Raw genomic sequence first — 21,129 nt, forward strand, 5'->3', positions numbered from 1 at the left:
GAATGGGGAGGGTTTATGCTTAACAAAATGAGAGGGAGCCGGGTGATTACCGGCTTATTGGTTATGGCCATGTTAGTAGGATGCACCGCAAAGGTGGAAAGCACGAAGGGGAATACGGAATCACCGTATAAGCGGATCAACGCATTGCCGGGAGAGGCTACCTTGGTATCGGGTCTTTCTCTCCCCGACAGCGTGCAGCTGGCAGATGAGAATGCATTGCCGCCGGCGGCGGAACTTTTTGCTTATTTAAAGGGGGCAGGGGAAGCCGGTTATGTGCTTTATGGGCACCAGAATGACACGCATCACAAAGGGGGAGGAACGTTTGAGGGATCGTCGCCCTCGGATACCAAGGATTTGACCGGTTCCATTGCTGCAATCTGCGGAATTGATACCCTGTCCTTTACCGGAGCAGAATTGCCGGTTGCAGATGGAAAAAAGGATTCGGCAGAGGAAGCGGCGGGCGTATCCATCGAGGCTGCGGCTCAGGGCGGAATCATTACCCTGTCAGCCCATATGCCAAATTTTTCAAAGGTGGCAGAAAAAGGAAAGGATGAGAATGGAACCTATGATTATTCCGGCTATTCGCCCGATGACACCAGCGGAGCGGTCATGGAACAGTTACTGCCTGGCGGAAAGCTAAACCAGGTATATACCGGATATCTGGATTTGATTGCAAAGTATGCCCTGCTCCTTCAGGAGAAAGATATTCCTGTGCTGTTTCGCCCCTTTCATGAAAATAATGGAAGCTGGTTCTGGTGGGGAGCCGCGTACTGTGAGGAGGAGACCTATAAGAATGTTTTCCGTTATACGCAAGAGTATTTGACGGAGGTAAAAGGAGTCCATAATTTTCTGTATGTGTATTCCCCTAATGGCCCGTTTTCGGATGAGGCTGATTATGAAAGCCGTTATCCAGGGGATGGCTATGTGGATGTGATCGCCTTCGATATGTACCATGACAATCCAAAACAGGAGGATGGCTTTATAGAGTCTTTCCGCAATACGGCAAAGCTGGTGGAACAAATCGCGGCAAAACACGGCAAGATACCGGCTGTCTCAGAGACCGGAATGCGGGTGATGACTTCTCTGGGTGACGGAAAGAACTATGGAGGACTTGCGCCCTTTGGAAATACAAGGCTGAACTGGTTTCAAGAAATCCTTGAGGTGGCAGAGGAGTCAAAAATGCCTTATTTCATGGTGTGGGCTAATTTTGATGGAGTAAACAATTTTTTTGCCCCTTATAAGACGGATGCGGTCCACGGCCATGAGATGGCGGATGGATTCATTGACTTTTATAATGACAAACGAACGGTGTTTGCAGATGGAACCAATTTTTACGGGAAAAGTAAGGCACCTTCTGTCGTATCAAAGGAATGTCTGGGATATTTTTTGAGCCCTGTTTCCGGTTCCAGATTGAATGAGACGCAAACAATTACAGCAAGCTTGAGCAAAGATGCGGGGATCGTACAATTTGTACTTGGGAACCAGGATCAGACGGCAGTTGTTGAATTGAAAGCGGAAAAGAAACAGGATTCAGGCGGGCTGAAGCATCTTTATTCGGCCACCGTATCAGGGGAACAGTTAAAGAAATTGGGAAAAAGCCTGGGGACCATTGAACTGAAGGCAGATGGAAAAACCTTAAACCGCATGAATCTGCTCTATAATGTGGAGGAAGAAAAGCAGGACCCCTCAGTGGTTGATTCTTTTGAAGATTATCTTGGAAATCATGAGCTTCTGGCTAAGAACTGGACGGTCAATTCAGCACCCGGATGCAGTGTTTTTCTCCAACTCTCAAAAGAACACAAGGCAGAGGGGGATTATGGGATGGCATTTCAATATCACATCTCGTCCATGAACGGCAGCGAAGGCTGGGCCGGAACCACCAAACCGCTGGACGCGGACTGGAAGGAGTATCAGGCGTTGCAGCTCTTTGTTACACCGGATGGAAAGGGACAGAAACTGGTGATTCAGCTCACCAGCAATGGAGAAGATTTTGAAGTCTTTCTTCCGGAATTTGCTGCAACCACAGAGTCCCGGTATATTACCATTCCATTTTCTGCCATGAAAGGCAAAAATGGAGGAACGTTTGATCCTTCCGCCATTACCAGTTTTGGTATTTGGTGCAATACCATTGGTCAGACGGAGGTGGAATCCGTGATGTATGTGGATGATATCCGCGGGGTGAAAAGTGATGCAACAGAGGTGACCTATAAAACGGAGAGACAATAGGAATCAAAAAAGAGGCAAATAAACGATGATATTACAGGAACCATATGCAAAAGGAATTGTAAACAGAGGAAATTGGAAACGTCTGAAACAGTGCATGGTACGGGCTTTCAGAGGGGAAAGGATTGTGGTGGGCTTTTTGGGAGGCTCCATCACCCAGGGAAGCCTGGCCACAGATGAAAAACGGTGCTATGCATATTTGGTCTGCCAGTGGTTGAAAGAAACATTTAAGCAGGCAGACATCGGGTATGTAAACGGAGGAATCGGAGGGACTTCCTCTCTGTTTGGTGCTGCCAGAGCGGAAGCGGATGTATTGGAAAAGCAGCCGGATATCGTCTTTGTAGACTTTTCGGTCAATGATGAAGCGAACGGGTTTTTCCAGGAAACATTTGAAGGTGTGATCCGAAAGGTGTACCAGTGGCACACCAAGCCGGCAGTCGTGGTTCTAAACAATGTATTTTATGATACGGGAGCCAATGCCCAGGAGTATCACAACCCAGTTGCCGCTCACTATGGAATCCCCTGTGTGAGCATGAAAGAGAGCATTTATGCAGATATCAGGGCAGGAAGGTATCAGGCTCAGGAACTGACGCCTGATAATCTTCACCCCAATGACAGGGGGCATGAGCTGGTGGCCGGGGAGCTGATAAGGCTTTTGGAACAGGTGTGGGAAGAGCGGGACCAGGAAGAGGAGGAACCCGCTTATCCCAGCCCCTTAACAGCCAATGGGTACGAGCATGCAATGCGGTATCAGAATAAAAACTGTATGCCCGGGCTGTCAGGCTTTTGTGCGGATCATCGGGAAAAAGAAAATAAGTATGATCATTTTAAAGGCGGCTGGATGGGAAGCAAAGTGGGAGATCAGATCGTGTTTCATCTGGAATGCAGCAGCCTGGCGGTCCAATACCGGAAATCGGTAAAGCACCCCACACCGGTGGCGCGGTTGGTGGTGGACGGGGACCTGAAAAATGCGGTCCTCTTAGACGGCAATTTTGAAGAGACCTGGGGCGACTGTCTTTATCTTCAGCCGGTGCTGCACCATGCACAAACACGTGACCATGAGATTTTAATAGAGATTATAAAGGCAACGGATCAGGATGCAGAGCCGTTTTATCTCCTGTCCCTGATCCTTGCCTGAGATAGAAAGCAGGGAGAAAACCATGGAAGCCAGGAAGAACTATCAATTGTGGTGTGAAAGTCCTATTTTTGATGAAAATACAAAAAAGGAGCTGAGGGCCATTGCGGATGACCCAAAAGAAATAGAAGACCGTTTTTATAAGGAGCTGGCATTTGGAACCGGAGGGCTTCGGGGAATTCTTGGAGCGGGAACCAACCGGATGAACATCTATACGGTGCGCAAGGCGACTCAGGGGCTTGCCAATGATATAATTTTGAACAATGGAGAGAAAAAAGGGGTGGCCATTGCCTATGACTCCAGGAACCATTCCAAAGAGTTTGCCAGGGAGGCGGCTCTTTGTCTGGCGGCAAATGGAATTAAGGCTTATGTTTTTGAATCCCTAAGACCCACGCCCGTGCTGTCCTTTGCGGTGAGAGAGCTTGGCTGTATTGCCGGAATCGTCATTACAGCCAGCCATAATCCGGCAGAATATAACGGCTATAAGGTGTACTGGGAAGATGGTGCACAGATTACTGCGCCCAAGGACCGGGAAATCATGGCAGAGGTCAATGCCATAACAGATTATGCCTGTCTCAGAACCATGAAGCTGGAAGCGGCACTTGAACAGGGCTTGTACCAATGGATCGGAACAGAACTGGATGACCGTTACATAGAAAAATTAAAAAAACTGGTCCTCCATCCGGAGATCATCAAAAAGCAGGGGAACGGCATAAAGATTGTATACACGCCTCTTCACGGAACCGGAAACCTCTTGGTGCGCCGGATCTTAAAAGAGCTTGGCTTTGAACAGGTTTATACTGTGCCGGAGCAGGAACAGCCCGATGGGGATTTCCCCACGGTCAGCTATCCCAATCCCGAAGATAAAAAGGCATTCTCCCTGGCGCTAAAACTGGCAGAAACGGTGGATGCTGATCTGGTGCTTGCCACAGATCCGGATGCAGACCGTTTGGGCGTCTATGCAAAGGATGAAACCTGCGGGACCTATCGGCCCTTCACCGGAAATATGTCGGCCATGATCATACTGGAGTACCTTTTATCCCAGAAGCAGGCAAGGCAGGAGCTGCCAAAAGACGGGGTCGTAGTGACTACCATTGTTTCCGGCAAGATGGCAAAGGCAATCACAAACGCTTACGGTGTAAAGCTGATAGAAACGTTGACCGGATTTAAATACATCGGAGAACAGATGAAGTTATTTGAACGAAACAACAGCCCCCAATTTTTATTTGGTTATGAGGAAAGCTATGGATGCCTTTTGGGCACTCACGCCAGAGATAAGGACGCAGTCGTGGCGGTGATGGCACTGTGTGAGGCAGCCGCCTATTATCAGTCACAGGGAATCACCCTTTGCCGTCAGATGGACCGTCTGTATGAGAAATATGGTTATTATATGGAAGATCTTTCCACGGTCACATTAAAAGGGAGAGAAGGGGCGGAAAAAATAAAAGGGATTCTGGAAACCATCAGAAAGAACCCGCCCTCATTCCTCGGGAATTATCAGGTAAAGGCCTTTCGGGATTACAAAACAGGGGTAAGAAAGGATATGGAAACCGGCAAACAGACTGCCATGGCACTCCCTGTCTCGGATGTACTGTATTTTGAACTGGAGGAGGAAGCATGGTGTTGCATCCGTCCGTCAGGTACAGAACCCAAGGGAAAGCTTTATATGGGGGTAAAGGGAAAGAGTAAAGCCGATGGAAAAACGAAGCTGGAAAAACTTACTGCGGCGGTCCAAACTTTGATATAAAAAAAAATGTATAAGTTAGCCATTCGTTGTTACCTTGATAGAAAGCAAATGATATTATATAATATAATAGGATGACAAGGGTGTAGTTTATTCAATATTTACACAAAAGTCAGAAATACAAGGTAGAAAGTGGATGGAGAATGAATATGAATGTTACTTTTCGTACATATCAAAAAGAAGATGTGGAATTATTAAAAGAGATTTGGAATGATATTTTGATGGAGGGGAATGCCTTTCCCGGAGAGAAGCTCTGTGAGAAAGAGGAATTTGAAGAGATGCTTGCGAGCCAGTCCGCAGTCACCTGTATTTTGGTGGAGGATCAAGTGGCGGGCTATTATATTCTGCACCCGAACCATATAGGCAGATGCGGACACGTAGCCAATGCCAGCTTTGCAATCGCCAGGGAGTTCCGGGGCAGAAAGCTGGCGGAGCCTCTGGTGCGCAAATGTATCCAGCAGGCAAAAGAGCTGGGGTTTCAGGGAATGCAGTTCAACGCAGTTGTGGTGGGAAACACGGCAGCTATCCATACCTATCAAAAAATAGGGTTTGAGATCATTGGTACCGTTCCCAGGGGATACCGGTTAAAAAATGGAGAATATTCGGATATGCATATTATGTACCTTGCGTTAAATTAAGGAGAGGGAAAAAGCGGAGAATAAGACTGTCAGGAATTTTGGCAGTCTTTTTTTGTTATGGGCTTTAGCCTGTTGAACATGGGTGAGTTTCTTTTTAAGAGAAATGAATCCATGTGAAATAATAAACCACCCGCTATGCGGGTGCGAGTCAGTAAGTTATACAAAAAATCACCTTTCCGATTATAATAGAGGTGTCCAAGCCACTATTAAAGAAAGGAAAGGTGATTTCATTGGCGAAGAAAGCCAATGAACTGGCACATACGAAATGGATGTGCAAATATCATATCGTCTTCACACCTAAGTATAGACGAAAAGTAATTTATAATCAATACAAGGAAGATTTGAGAGATGTTTTGAAGCAACTATGCAATTATAAGGGAGTACAAATCTTAGAAGGCCATATAATGCCAGATCATGTACATATGCTGGTAAGTATTCCGCCTAAAATTAGCATATCTAGCTTTATGGGTTATCTGAAAGGAAAATCCGCCCTTATGATGTTTGATCGCCATGCAAACCTAAAGTATAAATTCGGAAACCGACATTTTTGGTCGGAAGGATACTACGTAAGCACGGTAGGACTAAATGAGGACACCATCCGAAAATATATAAAGGAGCAGGAGAAAGCGGATATTTTACAAGATAAACTAAGTGTAAAAGAATACGAGGACCCTTTTAAGGGTTAGTCGGTATTACAAAGGCCCCTTCAGGGGTGGCAACGAGTCAAAAGCATAGTGGCTTGAACGAAGTGAAAGCCAGCGCCTTGAGACGCTGGCCTAGTATCAAAGGGTTATACCCTTTTCACAAGCCACCCGTTTTACGGGTGGTCTTGACTTCATGTGATCCAATAAGAGATACACTCCCTGGCTTTCTCTATATGTATCTCCGTTAAGGTTTGGAATCATGAAAATGTTTTGCAGTATCTTTATATTAACAGCCTATTTTAAAGTTTATTATTGCAGAAGGTGATTGTCAATCAGCAATGTAAATTCCTATAAATTCTCATTTTACAAAAAATAGGTTGCAGAAGTAATTACACTATGCTAAAGTCTTTGCTGTGAGTAGTTACAACCCACTTTCATCATTTCTATGCAAATCGCTTGCGTCGATTTAGGGGAAATAAAAATATGCGGTTGTTAGAAAGGATAAAGCAGATGAATACAAAAGTGAAATATGTCAGCGTCAGACATAAGATTTTAGTCCCTGTAGTTATTTTAAATATTATTGCATTTGTTTCTATGGGAATGTGGTTAAGCGGTACGATGAAAAACAACATGACAAAAATTGCAGCAGAACAGGCCCAGGTGGCTGCACAATTTGCAGTGCAGGGGATTGATGCTGATGTACTGAAAACCATTGGTCCGGGAGATGAGGGCACTCAGGCTTATCAGCAGATCGCAGAGCAGCTCAATAAAGCCAGAGAACACACTCTGATCAAATATGTCTACACGCTGACAAGTGACGGGACGACCGTTTCTTATGGTGTGGATGCAGATGGAGAAGAGCCGGTTGGAAAAGAATTTACGGATTCTTATGAAGAACTGAAACCGGCCTTTATGGGAAAAGCCATACAGGATCCAAAAATTGATGATACCGAAGATGGGATGCTGATAACTTCTTACGTTCCTGTCTTAAATGATAAAAATGAAGTTGTTGGCGTACTGGGCTGTGATTACGATGCAGCCGATATTATAAATAAGAGCAACAAAACCACATTCCTGGTTTATCTTATTACCCTGGGAGAATTGTTGGTGCTGATCGGTATCTGTACCGTGATTATATCAAAAACCATGGGTCCGGTTAAAACCGCTGTAGCGATTGCAGAAAAAATGTGCAATTGTGATTTGTCGGAAGCTGCCGGAATCCGTATCCCCAATGATGAGATCGGCCAGCTTACCCAAAGCTTTTTAAACATTTCAGACAATCTGAGATTGATTATCTCTGATATAAAAAGCCAGTTGGAGGAAATGGGGAAAGGCAATTTGCTGGTTACAAGTTCCTGCCCTCAAATGTATCAGGGAGATTACGAGGGAATCCAGACAGCGATGAACAAGATCCGCAAGGAACTGAGTCTTACGCTTTCCGGAATCTATACGGCAGCCCAGCAGGTAGATGCAGGTGCGGACCAGATGTCGGCCGGAGCACAGATTCTCAGCCAGGGGACCACGGAGCAGGCGGCATCCGTGGAAGAACTGTCCGGGGCGCTTCAAGATGTGGAGAAACAGGCGAATGACAATTTTGCTAATGTACGTCAGGCCATCACTCAGGTGGAACAGACGACGGAGCGTGTGAATGATGGAACGGCGCAGATGAAAGGCATGCTTCAGGCCATGGAAAGCATCGGCCAATCCTCCCAGCAGATCACAGGAATTATAAAGGTGATTGAAGATATCGCCTTCCAGACCAATATTCTGGCATTGAACGCAGCCGTGGAAGCCGCTCGCGCAGGAGAGGCCGGAAAGGGATTTGCGGTAGTGGCAGATGAGGTCCGCAATCTGGCAGCTAAGTCGGCGGAAGCTGCAAAGCAAACCACGGAATTGATCTTTGACTCCAAGGAACGGGTTTCCGATGGAATAACCATTGCTTCTGATCTGGAAACCATTCTTTTGGGGATAAGCCAAAAGAATGAAATGGTGAATGATCTGATTCTTCAGATTGATAACGTCACCACAGAACAGGCACAGTCTATTTCCCGTATTACGGAAGGGCTGGAGCAGATTTTAACAGTGGTTCAGACCAATGCGGCCACGGCAGAGGAAAGCTCAGCTTCCAGCGAGGAACTTTCGGCTCAGGCAGCCTTGCTTCGGGAGAAGATCACACAATTTAAATTTGATATGGATCAATACGAGATATAAACGATACTTCATGCATCTTGATCATGCTTTTAGGGCCGATCAAGATGCATTTTTTATGATCAATCAGAGAGTTCTTTCGATCACATAGGAAACAATTTCACTTGCCAGGAAACCCGGTCACGGCTGGAAAGTGCAGCAGCAAAAACAGAATTCATCTCATTGGTTTCCGTTAGAAGAAAAGCCCACAGCCTTATCCGGCATTACAGGTGAAGTAAGGGTGTATCTGGAATAATAAAAATGGAATATTATGGTACTTATGTTTCATATGATACAAGATAATTGTTTCATATGAGATGTACCATATTATTTTAAAACAACTAAAATAAAGGTATTAATTACCGTAAAATGGAAGGGGAGACGAATCACATGAATAAAAAAGTAGTGCTTATTACCGGGTCCTCCAGGGGAATCGGAGCCGGGTGTGCGAAAGAATTTGCACAGGCAGGTTATGATGTTGTGATCCATGGAAACCGGAATATGGAACGTGCTGAAAAAGCAGCAGGTGTGTGCAGAAGTTTAGGGGCAGAGGTTTTGATCCATCAGGCGGATGTATCCCAATTTGAGGAATGCGAAAAAATGGTACAGGCAGCACTGGATAAATTTGGACGTATTGATGTGTTAGTCAATAACGCAGGAATAGAAGCCAACGGTTCGATCGCTGAAACCACATTGGAGAAGTTTGATCAGGTCATGAAGGTGAATACATATGGGGCATTTTATATGTCAAAGCTGGTAGTCCCGCATATGATGGAAAGAAAATCAGGAAGTATCATTTTTATGTCGTCCACCAGCGCACAAACAGGAGCTTCCGCCAGTTCTGCATATGCTTCTTCCAAGTCAGCACTTCACGGGCTGACGAAGACTCTTGCAAGAGATTTGGCCCCATTGGGAATCAATGTAAATGCAATATGCCCCGGCCCCATTGATACGGATATGGTTGCTGATTTATCGGAGGAGGTAAAAGACTGGGTAAAAAGCCGTATATATGCAGGACGGTTGGGAAGTCCGGAAGAAATTGGAGCTACGGCTGTGTTTTTTGCCTCGGAAAAAGCCAATTTCATTTCAGGACAGATCATCACAGTGGATGGTATTTTTCAGTCTTTATAGGAAAGGTATGGAGGTAAAGGATGCCATTTGATAAACTATTCACACCGATTCGCATACGCGATTTAAAGCTTTCCAACCGAGTGATCATGGCAGGAATGGGAACTCATATGACCGGTTGGAATGGCAGAGAAGTTACACAGAAACTGATCCATTACCACGCAGCCAGAGCAAAAGGCGGAGTTGGTATGAATACCACAGAAGTCTGTTCCGTTGACCCGGCCAGTTCACCCAATGCATTTTTAGCCATAAGTGAAGACCGGTATATTCCCGGATTGAAAAAGCTCACCTCGGCGGTACATCAGTCCGGAGGAAGCATATGTGTACAGCTATGGCAAGGCTCCCTGGCAGTATCAATGGACCCTGCGGCAGAAGTTCTCGTTCCATCGGATATGGAGGTATCTGCCGGCTTTACGATTCCGGGAATGACCATACAGCGGATTAACAGCGTGATAGAGGCCTATGGAAATGCCGCAAAAAGAGCGGTTACAGCAGGCTTTGATGCGGTTGAATTTCACTGCGGACATACGTATTTACCCCATTCTTTCTTATCTGGCGGAATCAATCACCGCAAGGATGAGTATGGAGGAGATTTTGAGAAACGCACCAGATTTCCGCTGGAATGTATCCGTTCGATCCGGGCCAATATCCCGGAGGGAATGCCCGTCTTTATGCGGATCGACTGCCATGATGATGAACTTGCCGGAGGTCTGACCATGGAAGAGGTGATTGCATTTTGTAAAATGGCGGGGAAAGAGGGGGTGGATGTTCTCAATATTTCCAGAGGCAATATTTTAACCAGTGCAGTGATGTATGAAACGCCCCCGATGGATTTGCCTCATGGTTTTAATGTGGAGAAAGCTGCCCGTATCAGGAAGGAAACTGGTATGCTTACGATGCCGGCAGGACGTATCAATACTCCGGAATACGCGGAGCAGATACTAAAAGAGGACAAAGCCGATTTGATCGTCATGGCCAGAGCACAGCTTGCTGATCCTGAGTTCTGCAATAAAGCCAGAGAAGGGAAATTGTCTTCCATCAAGTACTGCATCGGCTGTGATCAGGGCTGTTATGATTATTTTGTGGACAAGACGAAGGATCATATTACCTGCTTAAGAAATCCGGCCCTTGGATTAGAGGAGGAATTAAAGCTTACAAAAACCCAATCCCCCAAAAAGGTTCTGATTGCAGGCGGCGGGATTGCAGGTCTGGAGGCCGCCGATATTCTTTTTAAAAGAGGTCACATACCAGTGCTCTATGAAGCAGAGGACCATCTGGGAGGCCAGCTTTTGATGGCAGGCGCAGCACCCAGGAAAGAGGATACGGCGATGGCGGTCCGGATGGCCGCAAAAAATATTGAGGAGCTTGGTATTGAGGTACATTTGAATACAGCGGTTACACCGGAACTGATTGAAGGTGTAAAGCCGGATGCAGTCATTGCTGCCATCGGCGCAGAGCCTTTTATTCCGGACCTGGAAGGCATAGAGGAATCCTATGTAACAAATTTTAAGGAAGTATTACAGGGAACGAAAAACTTATCCGGGAATGTGGTTGTGATCGGCGGAGGGCTGGTGGGATTAGAGGCTGCAGAATATCTCCGGGAAAGAGGCTGTGAGATTACGGTAGTGGAAATGCGGGAAGCAGTAGGAATTGATCTGGGAGATATGCGTAAAATTGCTGTCAATAGGGCAATTGCCCAATCAGGCATTAAAACCGTAACCAACGCAGCCTGTAAAGCAGTCCGGGACCATCAGGTAATCGTTGAAGTGAAAGGAAAAGAGATAAGTCTGCCGGCAGATTATGCCGTAATTGCAGTTGGCTCCCAAAAAAGATCCACGGAGGAGATTATAAACGTATGTAAAAAAGAAAATATTCCATATTATGTGGTAGGTGATGCCATAAAAGCGCGCAGAGCCTTAAATGCTATTTCGGAAGCATACGAGGCAGCCAGATGTATTTAGAAAACGATCATAGAATCATAAATAATTAATCGAAGATCCCACAGGAGGTATCGTGCAGATGAAGAAAATTGTATTTTTAACTGGTGCCACAGGACAAATGGGCATGGAAACCGTCAAAAAGTTTATGGAAAATGTGGATGAATTTACGCTTAGGGTGTTAGCAAGAGAATCGGAAACAAATAAAAAAAAGCTGGCGCCTTTTGACGGCAAATTAGAAATCATCTGGGGAGATTTAAAGGATGATGAAAAACTGGCAGAAGGTGTAAAAGATGCGGATTACGTGCTGCATGTAGGTGCCCTCGTATCTCCATTCGCAGATGAGGAGCCGGAAGAAGCAATGAGAATCAACTACGGCTCCACCTTATCCATGCTGAAAAGTATAAAGGATTTTGGTCAGCAGGATAAAACTCATTTTGTATACATTGGAACGGTAGCTATGACAGGGGATCGCATGCCGCCCATTCATTGGGGGCGTGTCGGTGATCCATTAAAGCCTTCCATCTACGATTATTATGCGATCAGCAAATGCTTTTCAGAGCGTGCAGTAATTGAATCAGGGTTAAAGTACTGGACCTCCATAAGGCAGACCGGTATGGCACCTGTGAATCCGTCCAGCGGAGAATATCCTATTATCAGCCATCAGCCCTATAATAATTGTCTGGAGTGGTCCAATGCAGAAGATTCCGGCAATTTGATGCGCAATGTATGCCTGGATACGGTACCGGATCAATTCTGGAGAAGGGTTTACAATTTAAGCGGGGGAGCCGATTATCGTCAGACCTGTTATACCTTCAGTGCTTCTTTAGGCTCGGATTTACGGGATATTTATGAACCGAACTGGATGGCAGCCGGCAATTTCCACGGACAGTTTTATACCGATGCAGACGAATTGCAGGAGCTGGTGCCGTTCCGCACGAAATCCTTTGCAGAGGTGCAAAAAGAGTACCTTCAGAAAATGGCGTCGATGATAGAAGCAGCAGGACCGGGCTTTGCGATGCCCACAAAAGAGCAGCAAAAGGCAAAAACAAAAGAAATTATCAGCCGTCCCGGCGGCGTTCTGCAGTTTGTTGCGGATCATGATGAAGAAAGAATAAACGTGTGGTTTGGCTCGAAGGAAAAGTATGAAGCAATCCCAAAATCCTGGAATGAAATCGTAATTTCCATTCCCTGCGATTCACCAAGAAAGCTGGACCATGGTTTTGATGAGACAAAACCGGCAAAAGAGCTGGATATAGATGATATGCAGCAGGCGGCAAAGTTCCGCGGCGGAGAATGCTTATCCCGATCCATGGAAAAGGGCAGTCTTTATGCACCGTTAAAATGGAAATGTGCCTTCGGACATGAATTTGCAGCAACTCCATATCTGATTTTATTTGCCGGACACTGGTGCAGGGAATGTGACAGTAAGGAATGGAAGTATGGGGAAATTGCTGATGTGAACCCTTTCTTTGCACAGGTATGGAAACCCCTTCATAAAGGGGAGAAAAACTTCCGTGTAAAGATGGCTGCGGATGTAAAAAAGGTAGAAACGTTATATAAATAAGCATTGCTATCCTCGTGGTCCAAAGGAGCGTTATGATCGGATAACGGGTCTGCAAGTGGATCATGAGGATAGGATCAACGCGTTCTTATCTTATAAAAATGCCCGCATTCCGTATTTTATATTATCAATGATAATTTGGGAGACGTCCGCAGAAGACAGGTTGGGTGCATATTCATACCACCATTTCACCGTTGTCATCGCAGAACTGGAAAACAAACGGACAAACAGCTCCTGCTTCTCTGTTAAGTGAAACTCCGTATTTTGTGTTTGATGAAGAAGATTAGAGAAGTTTTCTCTGGTGCGTTGTTCAAAAATGTGAAGCATATCGTCAAAAACATATAATTCTGTATTTTTGTCCCATAATATGAGATACCATTCCTTATGGTCGTACATAAATTGAAGTTGTTTCCTTAAAAGATCCAGTGAAATATTCACTCTGTTATGCTCCAGATGAAATGGCTCCATATTGATTTGGGCAGATAATTCTTCTAAAGTGGAGGTTATCAGAAAATCCCTTAAATCATATTTATCGTTATAATATTTATAAAACGTGGACCGGTTGATCCTGGCAGCAGCAGTAAGGTCTGTTACCGTTAAATTTGAAAATTTTTTCTGCTTTATGCAGAAAGCAAATCCATTTTTTATACTTTCCAGTGTTTTCACAACCCGTAAGTCTGTTCGATCTTCCATTGGACAACCCCTTTCAACCAACAGTGTGCCTGTTAGCCATTTTTTCTTCTTAATCCATTATAATTGAATTATAACCGATTGAAAATACCTGTTACTGACAAAAATAAAAGTAGAAAATCAATGGTGGAAAGCGTTGGCCGGCTTTGGTTCGCTCTCTATTAGTATCTATTAGTAACCTAGGTAACTAAATGGTTCCTACTTTACGATAATACCATTATACACTATAATGAAATCACAATAGAATGAAAGGAGATATACATTATGAAATTAATGATTATCGGAGCATCGGGAAAACAGGGAAGTCAACTCCTTTTAGAAGCACAGCGGAGGGGGCATGAAGTCGCAGCAGTTGTAAGAGATAAAAATAAACTGCCGAATACAGATTGCAAAATCATTGAAAAGGATTTATTTGATCTTACTTTTGATGATTTAAGGGATTATGAGGTTATCATCAGTGCTTTTGGCACCTGGAATGAGGATACTCTTCTTCATAAAAGAGTTGTAACACACCTTACGGATCTGCTCAGCGGCAAAAGCAACCGTTTGCTGTTTGTAGGTGGTGCAGGCAGTCTCTATGTAGATTCTTCCCATACCAAGAGGCTTATGGATACTCCGGATTTTCCTAAGGAGTACTATCCGACCGCTTCCAAAATGGCACTGGCACTGGATGAGCTGAGGACACATGAGGATGTAAACTGGACATATTTAAGCCCTGCCTCTTTCTTTGATGATAAAGGGGAAAGAACCGGAAAATACCGGCTTGGAGGAGAAGAGTACTTTACAAATGATAAGGGGGAAAGCTATATCAGCTATGCAGATTATGCCATTGCAATGATTGATGAAGCGGAAAAGGGAAATCATATCAAGCAGCGCATTTCTGTCATTTCCTGATAGCAGCTCGATAGAAACTATGAAATACCCCCTGTCCATCTTTCCGTGGACAGGGGGTATTGCGTTTTGAGGTTAGGATTATCTAACCATAAAACGCATCAATGTAATCCGCATTGGTCTTAATTATAATACATTTGGAAATAACCGTAAAGCAGGCACCTTTTAGTGCCTAAGATAACAAGGATAAACTATTGAAAGATGAGGACATATATGATAGAACAACTGCCGGCCTGCCCCGTAGAGCTGACCCTTGTACTGATTGGAAATAAATGGAAGGTTTTAATCGTTCGAGATTTAATGGATGGAACGAAACGGTTTGGAGAGCTTCGCAAATCAATTGGTTCTGTTTCTCAAAAAGTCCTGACGGCAAACCTTCGGGAAATGGAAGACTGCGGATTGCTTTACCGCCGGGCATATGCGGAGGTACCGCCCAGAGTGGAATATACCCTGACAGAGACCGGATACAGCCTTGCTCCGGTTCTGGAAGCAATGCATCAATGGGGAGAACACTATAAAAAAGATGTGCTTCATACCGCTGGAGTACCGGAAGCTGACATCGGTTAGATTGAGGCTATTTAGAAGAATGGATTAACAAAAGATAAAGGAGTTTTTATGAAAAGCATAAAATTTAAGCTTACCGTACTCTTTGGTATTTTAATTATAATTGTTTGTGTGGGTCTGAGCACAATTTCTTACTTAAATTCCCTTCATGCACTGAAAGAAAACTTAAAACTGTTTCTGCCTGAGATCGCAGAGCAGACGGCGGGCAATATTCAGGGAAGAATCGAAGGAGAGATCAAGGTATTGGAAGCCATTGCAGCAAGAACTGATATCCAGGACCCCGAAATTCCTTTGAAGGAAAAGCTTGATATTCTTAAGGAAGAAAATAAGAGATTGGGCGGACTCCGCTTTGGAATCGTGGATTTGAACGGAAACCTTGTTAATACCGATGGGTCCACCGCAGACCTGACCCAATACGATTTCTATAAAAAGGCCCTGGAAGGGAAAACTGTGGTTTCCGATCCTGTCGTTACGGCGGAGGGAGATTTGGTAGTGCCTTATGTGGTCCCTATTAAAAAGGATGGAAAGATCGTTGGAGTCCTGTTGGAAACAAGGGATGGAAATTACTTGAGCCAGTTGACCAATCAGGCGAAGATCGGTAAAAACGGGACTGCGTTTATGATCAATAAAGAGCAGGTGTCCATTGCGGACCCTGATGAAACGCTGGTGAGAGAGAAATACAGCGGCATTGAAGCCGCCAAAAAGGACCCCGAGCTTAAAAAAGTCAGTGAGATCCAGTCCCATATGACTGCGGGAGAAACGGGGATCGGAGAATTCCGGTACAATAAGACCGATAAATTCGTAGGGTATGCGCCGGTTCCGGGAACAGAATGGTCTGTGGGAATTACAATGACGAAGGCAGAAGCCCTGGCTGTTCTGGAACAATTAGAAGCGGATGATATAAAATCTTCTGCTATTTTTGTAGTCGTCAGCCTTTTGGTCGTGTACCTCATTGCGGGTGTGTTTGCCCGGGCTTTAAAATCAGCCTCCAGGCATTTAAAGCACATGGAGGAAGGAGATCTAAGCCGGGAGGTACCACGAAAGAGCCTGAAGCTGAGAGATGAGATCGGGGAAATGGCAAACTCTATGAATGCCATGCAGAAATCCCTGGGAGATATTATCGGCGGAATCAAAAAGAATTCCGTGGATATCAATACCCAGTCGGAAAATTTATCTACTGTTATGGAGGAAATATCATCAGGCTCCCATAACGTTTCAAATATGATTACGGAAATCGCTCAGGGTACCAGTCAGCAGTCGGAAAATTTAGCGATGATCAATTCGATTTTAGAGGAGTTCAGCAGCAGGCTCTCTGCTATGGTGCGGGGTATCCATGTGGTTGATTCCAATTCCAGAGAGATCGGTGTCATGGCTACGGACAGCAATGAAGAGATGAAGAGACTGAGCCAGTCTGTGCTTAACATCAGCAGCAGCTTTCAGGAGTTCTTTGGTAAGATTCAAAATCTGGGTAAATCCATGAATCAGATCCATGAGATCACCGGTTTTATCAACTCCATAGCCGCTCAGACCAATCTGCTGGCTTTAAACGCTTCCATTGAAGCCTCCAGAGCAGGAGAAGCGGGCAAGGGATTTTCCGTGATAGCGGAAGAAGTAAGAAGACTGGCCGCACAGTCAAAGGCATCCTCAGAAAATATCAGTCAGGTAGCAGAAGCAATCTTTGCAGAAACGGAAAGCATTGTAAAGAATTCCACGGTAATGGATGAGGAGTTAAACAACCAGTCCCAGGTGGTTGAGACAGCCTTGGAGTCCTATAAAAAGATTATAGAAGGAATCAGCCAAATGCTTCCGATGATAGATACCATAAAGACTTCAGCCCAGGACATTGAACGCGACAAGGATACGATTATAGATAAGATCGAAGGAATTGCGTCGGCTTCGGAGGAAATATCTTCGGAAGCAGAGGAGATTCTGGCCTCCTCTGAGGAAATCAGTTCTTCAACGGAAGAGGTGGCAGCCGCCTCCCAGGTACTTATGGCAGCAACCGGAAACATGTTAAAAAAGGCGGAAAATTTTAAAGTCTGAAAGGTGTACTTTTTTTTAGCAAAATCGGTTGTTTTTTTAGATGAGAGAATCATTTTGTTGAGCCGGTAAAATAGCTGTGCTAAGATTGATGAAAGTATAGAGTCTGAAAATGGATCACTTTAAAGCGGGATTGCGGCTTTTGGACTAAGACTTTTTGATATGGCAGAGCGGTCATTAGATTCGGACACGATCACATATAGTTGTGAGCCTCCTTACTTTATTTATCATTGTGAGGAGGCTTTTTTTAATAATAAGAATGTCAGCATTGTATTTGCGGCAGAATTCTACTATTATTACAATATAAGGGGAAGATTGGTAAAATTTATGTTTGGCATGAAATAACATAAGAATTTGCGGATTGGGAGTGGCATATGGGGAAAAAAAAGCGGTTTATTGGAATATTTACAAAACTTGCAGTAATATTTGCGGTGATCGGTCTGCTCCCCTATCTGCTGATCAGCCGTTTTTTCTTCTCCACGTTAGTGAACAACGTGGAAGAGGTCATGCTGTCCAATGGGCAGACTACGCTGGATTATTTGGTCAGCTATGTGGATGGAGCGGTAGGGGAATGGGAGTCTCAGATTACAAAATTGTATATACAGCCGGTCAACGAGGACCGTTATTTATGGGAAGTTTTAAAAAATCCGGATGTATCGGGGGATTACAGAGATATTTATATCCGGCGCGCACTGTCTAAAATAGATATGGAGACTTATATTACCAGCATACGTTTTTTGGATAACAGCGGGAATGTATATTATATTTCCGGGGAGGTAGGTAAAATTGCGGACCCTCAGGGGATGAAGCGGTGGAGAGAAGAGGAACTGGAACGGGTAAAAACAGAGCCGGTCAGTCATAATGCTGTCATTTCCCCGGTCCATATGGACCGTTATTTTACCAATATCAACACCGGAGTCATCACCATCCGCCGGGATTTTTTTGATATTTCCAGCTTGAGGTCTGTGGAGGAACGGCTGGGTACCCTGTATCTGGATATCAATGAAAAAATGTTTGAGGATATGATCGGCTCTGTCACTCTGGGAAAGCAGAGCGGATTTTATATCGTGAATCAGAAGGGAGAAACGATATACAGCAATCAGGAGCGGGAACGGGACGATCTTATGCCGCTTCTGCTGGAACGGGCCTCCACAGAGCGGCAGGGAGTGATGGAAACCGACGATTCTTATTACCTATACCGGAAAAACCAGGTGGGTGACTGGATCAGTGTTGTAAAGATCCACAGAAACGATGTGTTGGCCAATGTAGCGAAGAACGAGCGTTATATCCTGATCGTGCTGACAGTCAGTTCTGTGTTTCTGATGGCCATTTATATTTTGTTTTCCTCAAGAATCAGCATTCCCATCCGAAGGCTGAAAGACGGAATGGTGAAAATCCAGCAGGGAAACCTAGATACCCGGGTGGAGGTTACCAGCCAGGATGAGATCGGGATTCTGGCGGAAGGCTTCAATCAAATGGCAAGCCAGTTGAAGGACTATATCGAAAAAGTATATGGAGCGGAGATCAGTCAGCGGGAGGCAGAGCTGAAAGCCATCAAAAGCCAGATCAAGCCTCATTATCTTTATAATACTCTGGACGTCATCCGGATGACAGCTGTGACCAATGATGATTTCCAGACGGCGGATATGATAGAAAGTCTTGCCAGACAGCTCCGGTATTTGATCGGAGAGAGCGGTGACAAGGTGAGTCTCATGGAGGAACTTGCCAATGTAAAGGATTATTTTATGCTCATGAAGATACGGTATGAAGACCGCATCCGAATGACCGTATCGGTCCCTGCGTCTTTGTATGATGCCAGCGTATTAAAGCTTTGCCTGCAGCCGATTGTAGAAAATGCAGTAAGCCATGGGCTGAAAATGAAAAAGGAAGAAGGAACGATCAATGTTTCCGCAAAAGTATTGGAGGGGACCCTGGAGATAACGGTTATGGACAATGGAGTAGGGATCGAATCTGCGGAGTTGGAACGGATCCAGAGTCAACTGTCGCAACCGGATGGAATAGGAAGAAAGACCGAGGATTTGGGAGTGGGTCTGTTGAGTGTTCATCAAAGAATCCGCAAAAATTATGGAATGCAGTATGGAATCCAAATTCTCAGCACCTCGGGGACCGGGACCATTGTGATTGTAACGATGCCATATGAACGAAGGGGAGATTCAGATGATAAGAGTACTGCTGATAGATGATGAAGCCATGATTTTAAAGGGATTGAGAAAGCTGATTGATTGGGAGGCACTGGGAGCCGTTATCATCGGTGAAGCAAAGGATGGTAAGGCAGGATTGGAGCTGATTCACAAAGAACAGCCGGATTTGGTCATTTCTGATATTTTTATGCCCAACCTGGATGGGCTTGCGATGCTCCGGTCGTTAAGAGAAGAATGCAGCAGTGTCCGGGTCGTGTTTTTAAGCGGCTATCAGGAATTTGCCTATGCCAGAGATGCGGTCAAATATGGGGCATTTGATTATCTGCTGAAGCCTGTGGGCAGAGAAGATCTGGCGGCTGTGGTGGGAAAGGCAGTCCAGGACATCCGGGAACAGGGCAGGTACCGTGTGCTGAAAAAGGAAGTAAGTCCGGTAGAGCGCCAATTTATGGAGCTTTTGTCTGCCGGAGGAAAACAGGAGGAACTGTTGGAATCAATGGCGCCCCTGTTTCTTACCGATGGAGGGGCCGTATGTGCGGCTCTCCGCATTTTAAGAAAAAAAGGAATGGCAAACTCGGATGAAAATTTTAATATTCTCAAATTTGAAATCTATGACCAGCTGTCCCGGTATCTGGGCGAACAGAAACGGGGCTGTATTCTGAAAAAAGATTTCGGCACCTGTTTCTTTCTTCTATCCGCCCCTGACAACCGCAAACAGATCCGCAAGCTTGTGGATGAGGCAGTAAAATTCTTAAAGGACCACTATCCCATCGAAATTGTCATCGGGGTGGGGGCCTGGGATTCGGAAGCGGGGCGGTTAAAGTATCTTTACACAACCGCAAAATTTTCGTTGGAGATGTATTATTTCAATGAGCAAAAGTACATTGATTATGACGAGATCCAGAAGAATTATTCCCATTCCCTCGATGAATATGAGGAAAATTTAAGGGAATTAAGAAAAATGATAGTTTCAAATGAGAAAACCGAACAGATCAACCAGCTCATCAAAGAGACCGTTACACTTTTGGGCAGCATTTATTATGGGAACCGGAGTGCTGTATCCAATGGGTGTATCGTGTTTTCAGAAGAACTGTACCGGATGCTCATTGATTGCGGTCTCATTGACAACAGTTACCGGCAGGAGCACGAAGAATTCCTTGACGGACTCCGGAATAAGCCTACCTTTCACGGGCTGAAGGAACTGCTGCTGTCTTACTTTGACCAGCTTCTTCTTCGGATCAGGCTGTTATCCATGCAAAAAGAAAGCGGGGCTACTGCAAAAATCAAGCAATATATGCAGGAGCATTTCGGGGACCCTATTACGCTTGATGAGGTAGCGGGGCATATCGGAATGAATCCGGCCTATCTGAGCGCCTTTTTTAAGAAAGAGACCGGACAGAACTTTAAGAGTTATCTGACAGAATTGCGGATGAAAGAAGCGGTACGGCTGATCCATACCACGGATATGAAAAGCTATGAATTGGCAAAGGCAGTGGGGTACAGAGACGACAGACAGTTCCGGGAAAAGTTCCGGGAGTTCTATGGGGTGTCTCCCCAGAATTTCAGGAAGCAGAAGGAGAAGTAG

15 protein-coding genes are annotated in these 21,129 nt (G+C 45.0%); 14 read left to right on the forward strand and 1 reads right to left on the reverse strand.

Translation table 11 applies throughout. The features are described from left to right. Positions 1-15 precede the first annotated feature (15 nt). The 9 genes from VIG27_RS06035 (at position 16) to VIG27_RS06075 (ending at position 13,203) form a co-directional block, all read left to right on the forward strand. A complete protein-coding gene (locus tag VIG27_RS06035; RefSeq protein ID WP_394526063.1) occupies positions 16-2,226 on the forward strand; it encodes a glycosyl hydrolase in 2,211 nt (736 codons plus the stop codon). Between the two features lie 25 nt (positions 2,227-2,251). Continuing rightward, positions 2,252-3,361, forward strand: a complete 1,110-nt coding sequence (locus VIG27_RS06040) for an SGNH/GDSL hydrolase family protein (RefSeq protein WP_394526065.1) — start codon at positions 2,252-2,254, stop codon at positions 3,359-3,361. 22 nt (positions 3,362-3,383) lie between these two features. After that, positions 3,384-5,105, forward strand: coding sequence for a phospho-sugar mutase (locus VIG27_RS06045; RefSeq protein WP_394526069.1), 1,722 nt, complete (start codon positions 3,384-3,386; stop codon positions 5,103-5,105). Positions 5,106-5,251: 146 nt separating this feature from the next. Then, a complete protein-coding gene (locus VIG27_RS06050; RefSeq protein ID WP_394526073.1) occupies positions 5,252-5,740 on the forward strand; it encodes a GNAT family N-acetyltransferase in 489 nt (162 codons plus the stop codon). Positions 5,741-5,961: 221 nt separating this feature from the next. Then, the gene (tnpA, locus tag VIG27_RS06055) at positions 5,962-6,426 is read left to right on the forward strand and encodes an IS200/IS605 family transposase (RefSeq protein WP_394524837.1); all 465 of its coding nucleotides are present in this window, start codon (positions 5,962-5,964) and stop codon (positions 6,424-6,426) included. Between the two features lie 468 nt (positions 6,427-6,894). After that, entirely contained in the window at positions 6,895-8,595 is a 1,701-nt protein-coding gene (locus VIG27_RS06060; RefSeq protein WP_394526075.1) for a methyl-accepting chemotaxis protein, read from the forward strand. 366 nt (positions 8,596-8,961) lie between these two features. Continuing rightward, positions 8,962-9,702, forward strand: a complete 741-nt coding sequence (locus tag VIG27_RS06065) for an SDR family NAD(P)-dependent oxidoreductase (RefSeq protein ID WP_394526078.1) — start codon at positions 8,962-8,964, stop codon at positions 9,700-9,702. Between the two features lie 20 nt (positions 9,703-9,722). Further along, positions 9,723-11,660, forward strand: coding sequence for an FAD-dependent oxidoreductase (locus VIG27_RS06070; protein WP_394526081.1), 1,938 nt, complete (start codon positions 9,723-9,725; stop codon positions 11,658-11,660). A gap of 58 nt (positions 11,661-11,718) precedes the next feature. Continuing rightward, entirely contained in the window at positions 11,719-13,203 is a 1,485-nt protein-coding gene (locus VIG27_RS06075; protein ID WP_394526083.1) for an NAD-dependent epimerase/dehydratase family protein, read from the forward strand. A 90-nt stretch (positions 13,204-13,293) separates the two neighbouring features. On the opposite strand, the gene VIG27_RS06080 is transcribed toward VIG27_RS06075, so the two are convergent. Further along, entirely contained in the window at positions 13,294-13,893 is a 600-nt protein-coding gene (locus VIG27_RS06080; RefSeq protein WP_394526085.1) for a TetR/AcrR family transcriptional regulator, read from the reverse strand. A 261-nt stretch (positions 13,894-14,154) separates the two neighbouring features. Between VIG27_RS06080 and VIG27_RS06085 the strand changes: the two genes are divergently transcribed. The 5 genes from VIG27_RS06085 (at position 14,155) to VIG27_RS06105 (ending at position 21,129) form a co-directional block, all read left to right on the forward strand. Then, on the forward strand, positions 14,155-14,784 hold the full coding sequence (locus tag VIG27_RS06085) for an NAD(P)-dependent oxidoreductase (RefSeq protein ID WP_394526088.1): 630 nt from the start codon (positions 14,155-14,157) through the stop codon (positions 14,782-14,784). A gap of 210 nt (positions 14,785-14,994) precedes the next feature. Continuing rightward, positions 14,995-15,348 carry a winged helix-turn-helix transcriptional regulator gene (locus VIG27_RS06090; protein WP_394526090.1) on the forward strand — a complete coding sequence of 118 codons (354 nt, stop codon included), beginning with the start codon at positions 14,995-14,997 and terminating at the stop codon, positions 15,346-15,348. Positions 15,349-15,396: 48 nt separating this feature from the next. After that, positions 15,397-17,388: a methyl-accepting chemotaxis protein gene (locus VIG27_RS06095; RefSeq protein WP_394526093.1), complete on the forward strand. Its 1,992-nt coding sequence runs from the start codon at positions 15,397-15,399 to the stop codon at positions 17,386-17,388. A 371-nt stretch (positions 17,389-17,759) separates the two neighbouring features. Beyond that, positions 17,760-19,589, forward strand: a complete 1,830-nt coding sequence (locus VIG27_RS06100; RefSeq protein WP_394526095.1) for a cache domain-containing sensor histidine kinase — start codon at positions 17,760-17,762, stop codon at positions 19,587-19,589. Next, positions 19,564-21,129 carry a response regulator transcription factor gene (locus tag VIG27_RS06105; protein WP_394526099.1) on the forward strand — a complete coding sequence of 522 codons (1,566 nt, stop codon included), beginning with the start codon at positions 19,564-19,566 and terminating at the stop codon, positions 21,127-21,129. The genes VIG27_RS06100 and VIG27_RS06105 overlap by 26 nt, the downstream gene beginning before the upstream one ends.

It is taken from the genome of Lacrimispora sinapis (assembly GCF_043633585.1).
Classification (GTDB): Bacteria; Bacillota; Clostridia; order Lachnospirales; family Lachnospiraceae; genus Lacrimispora; species Lacrimispora sinapis.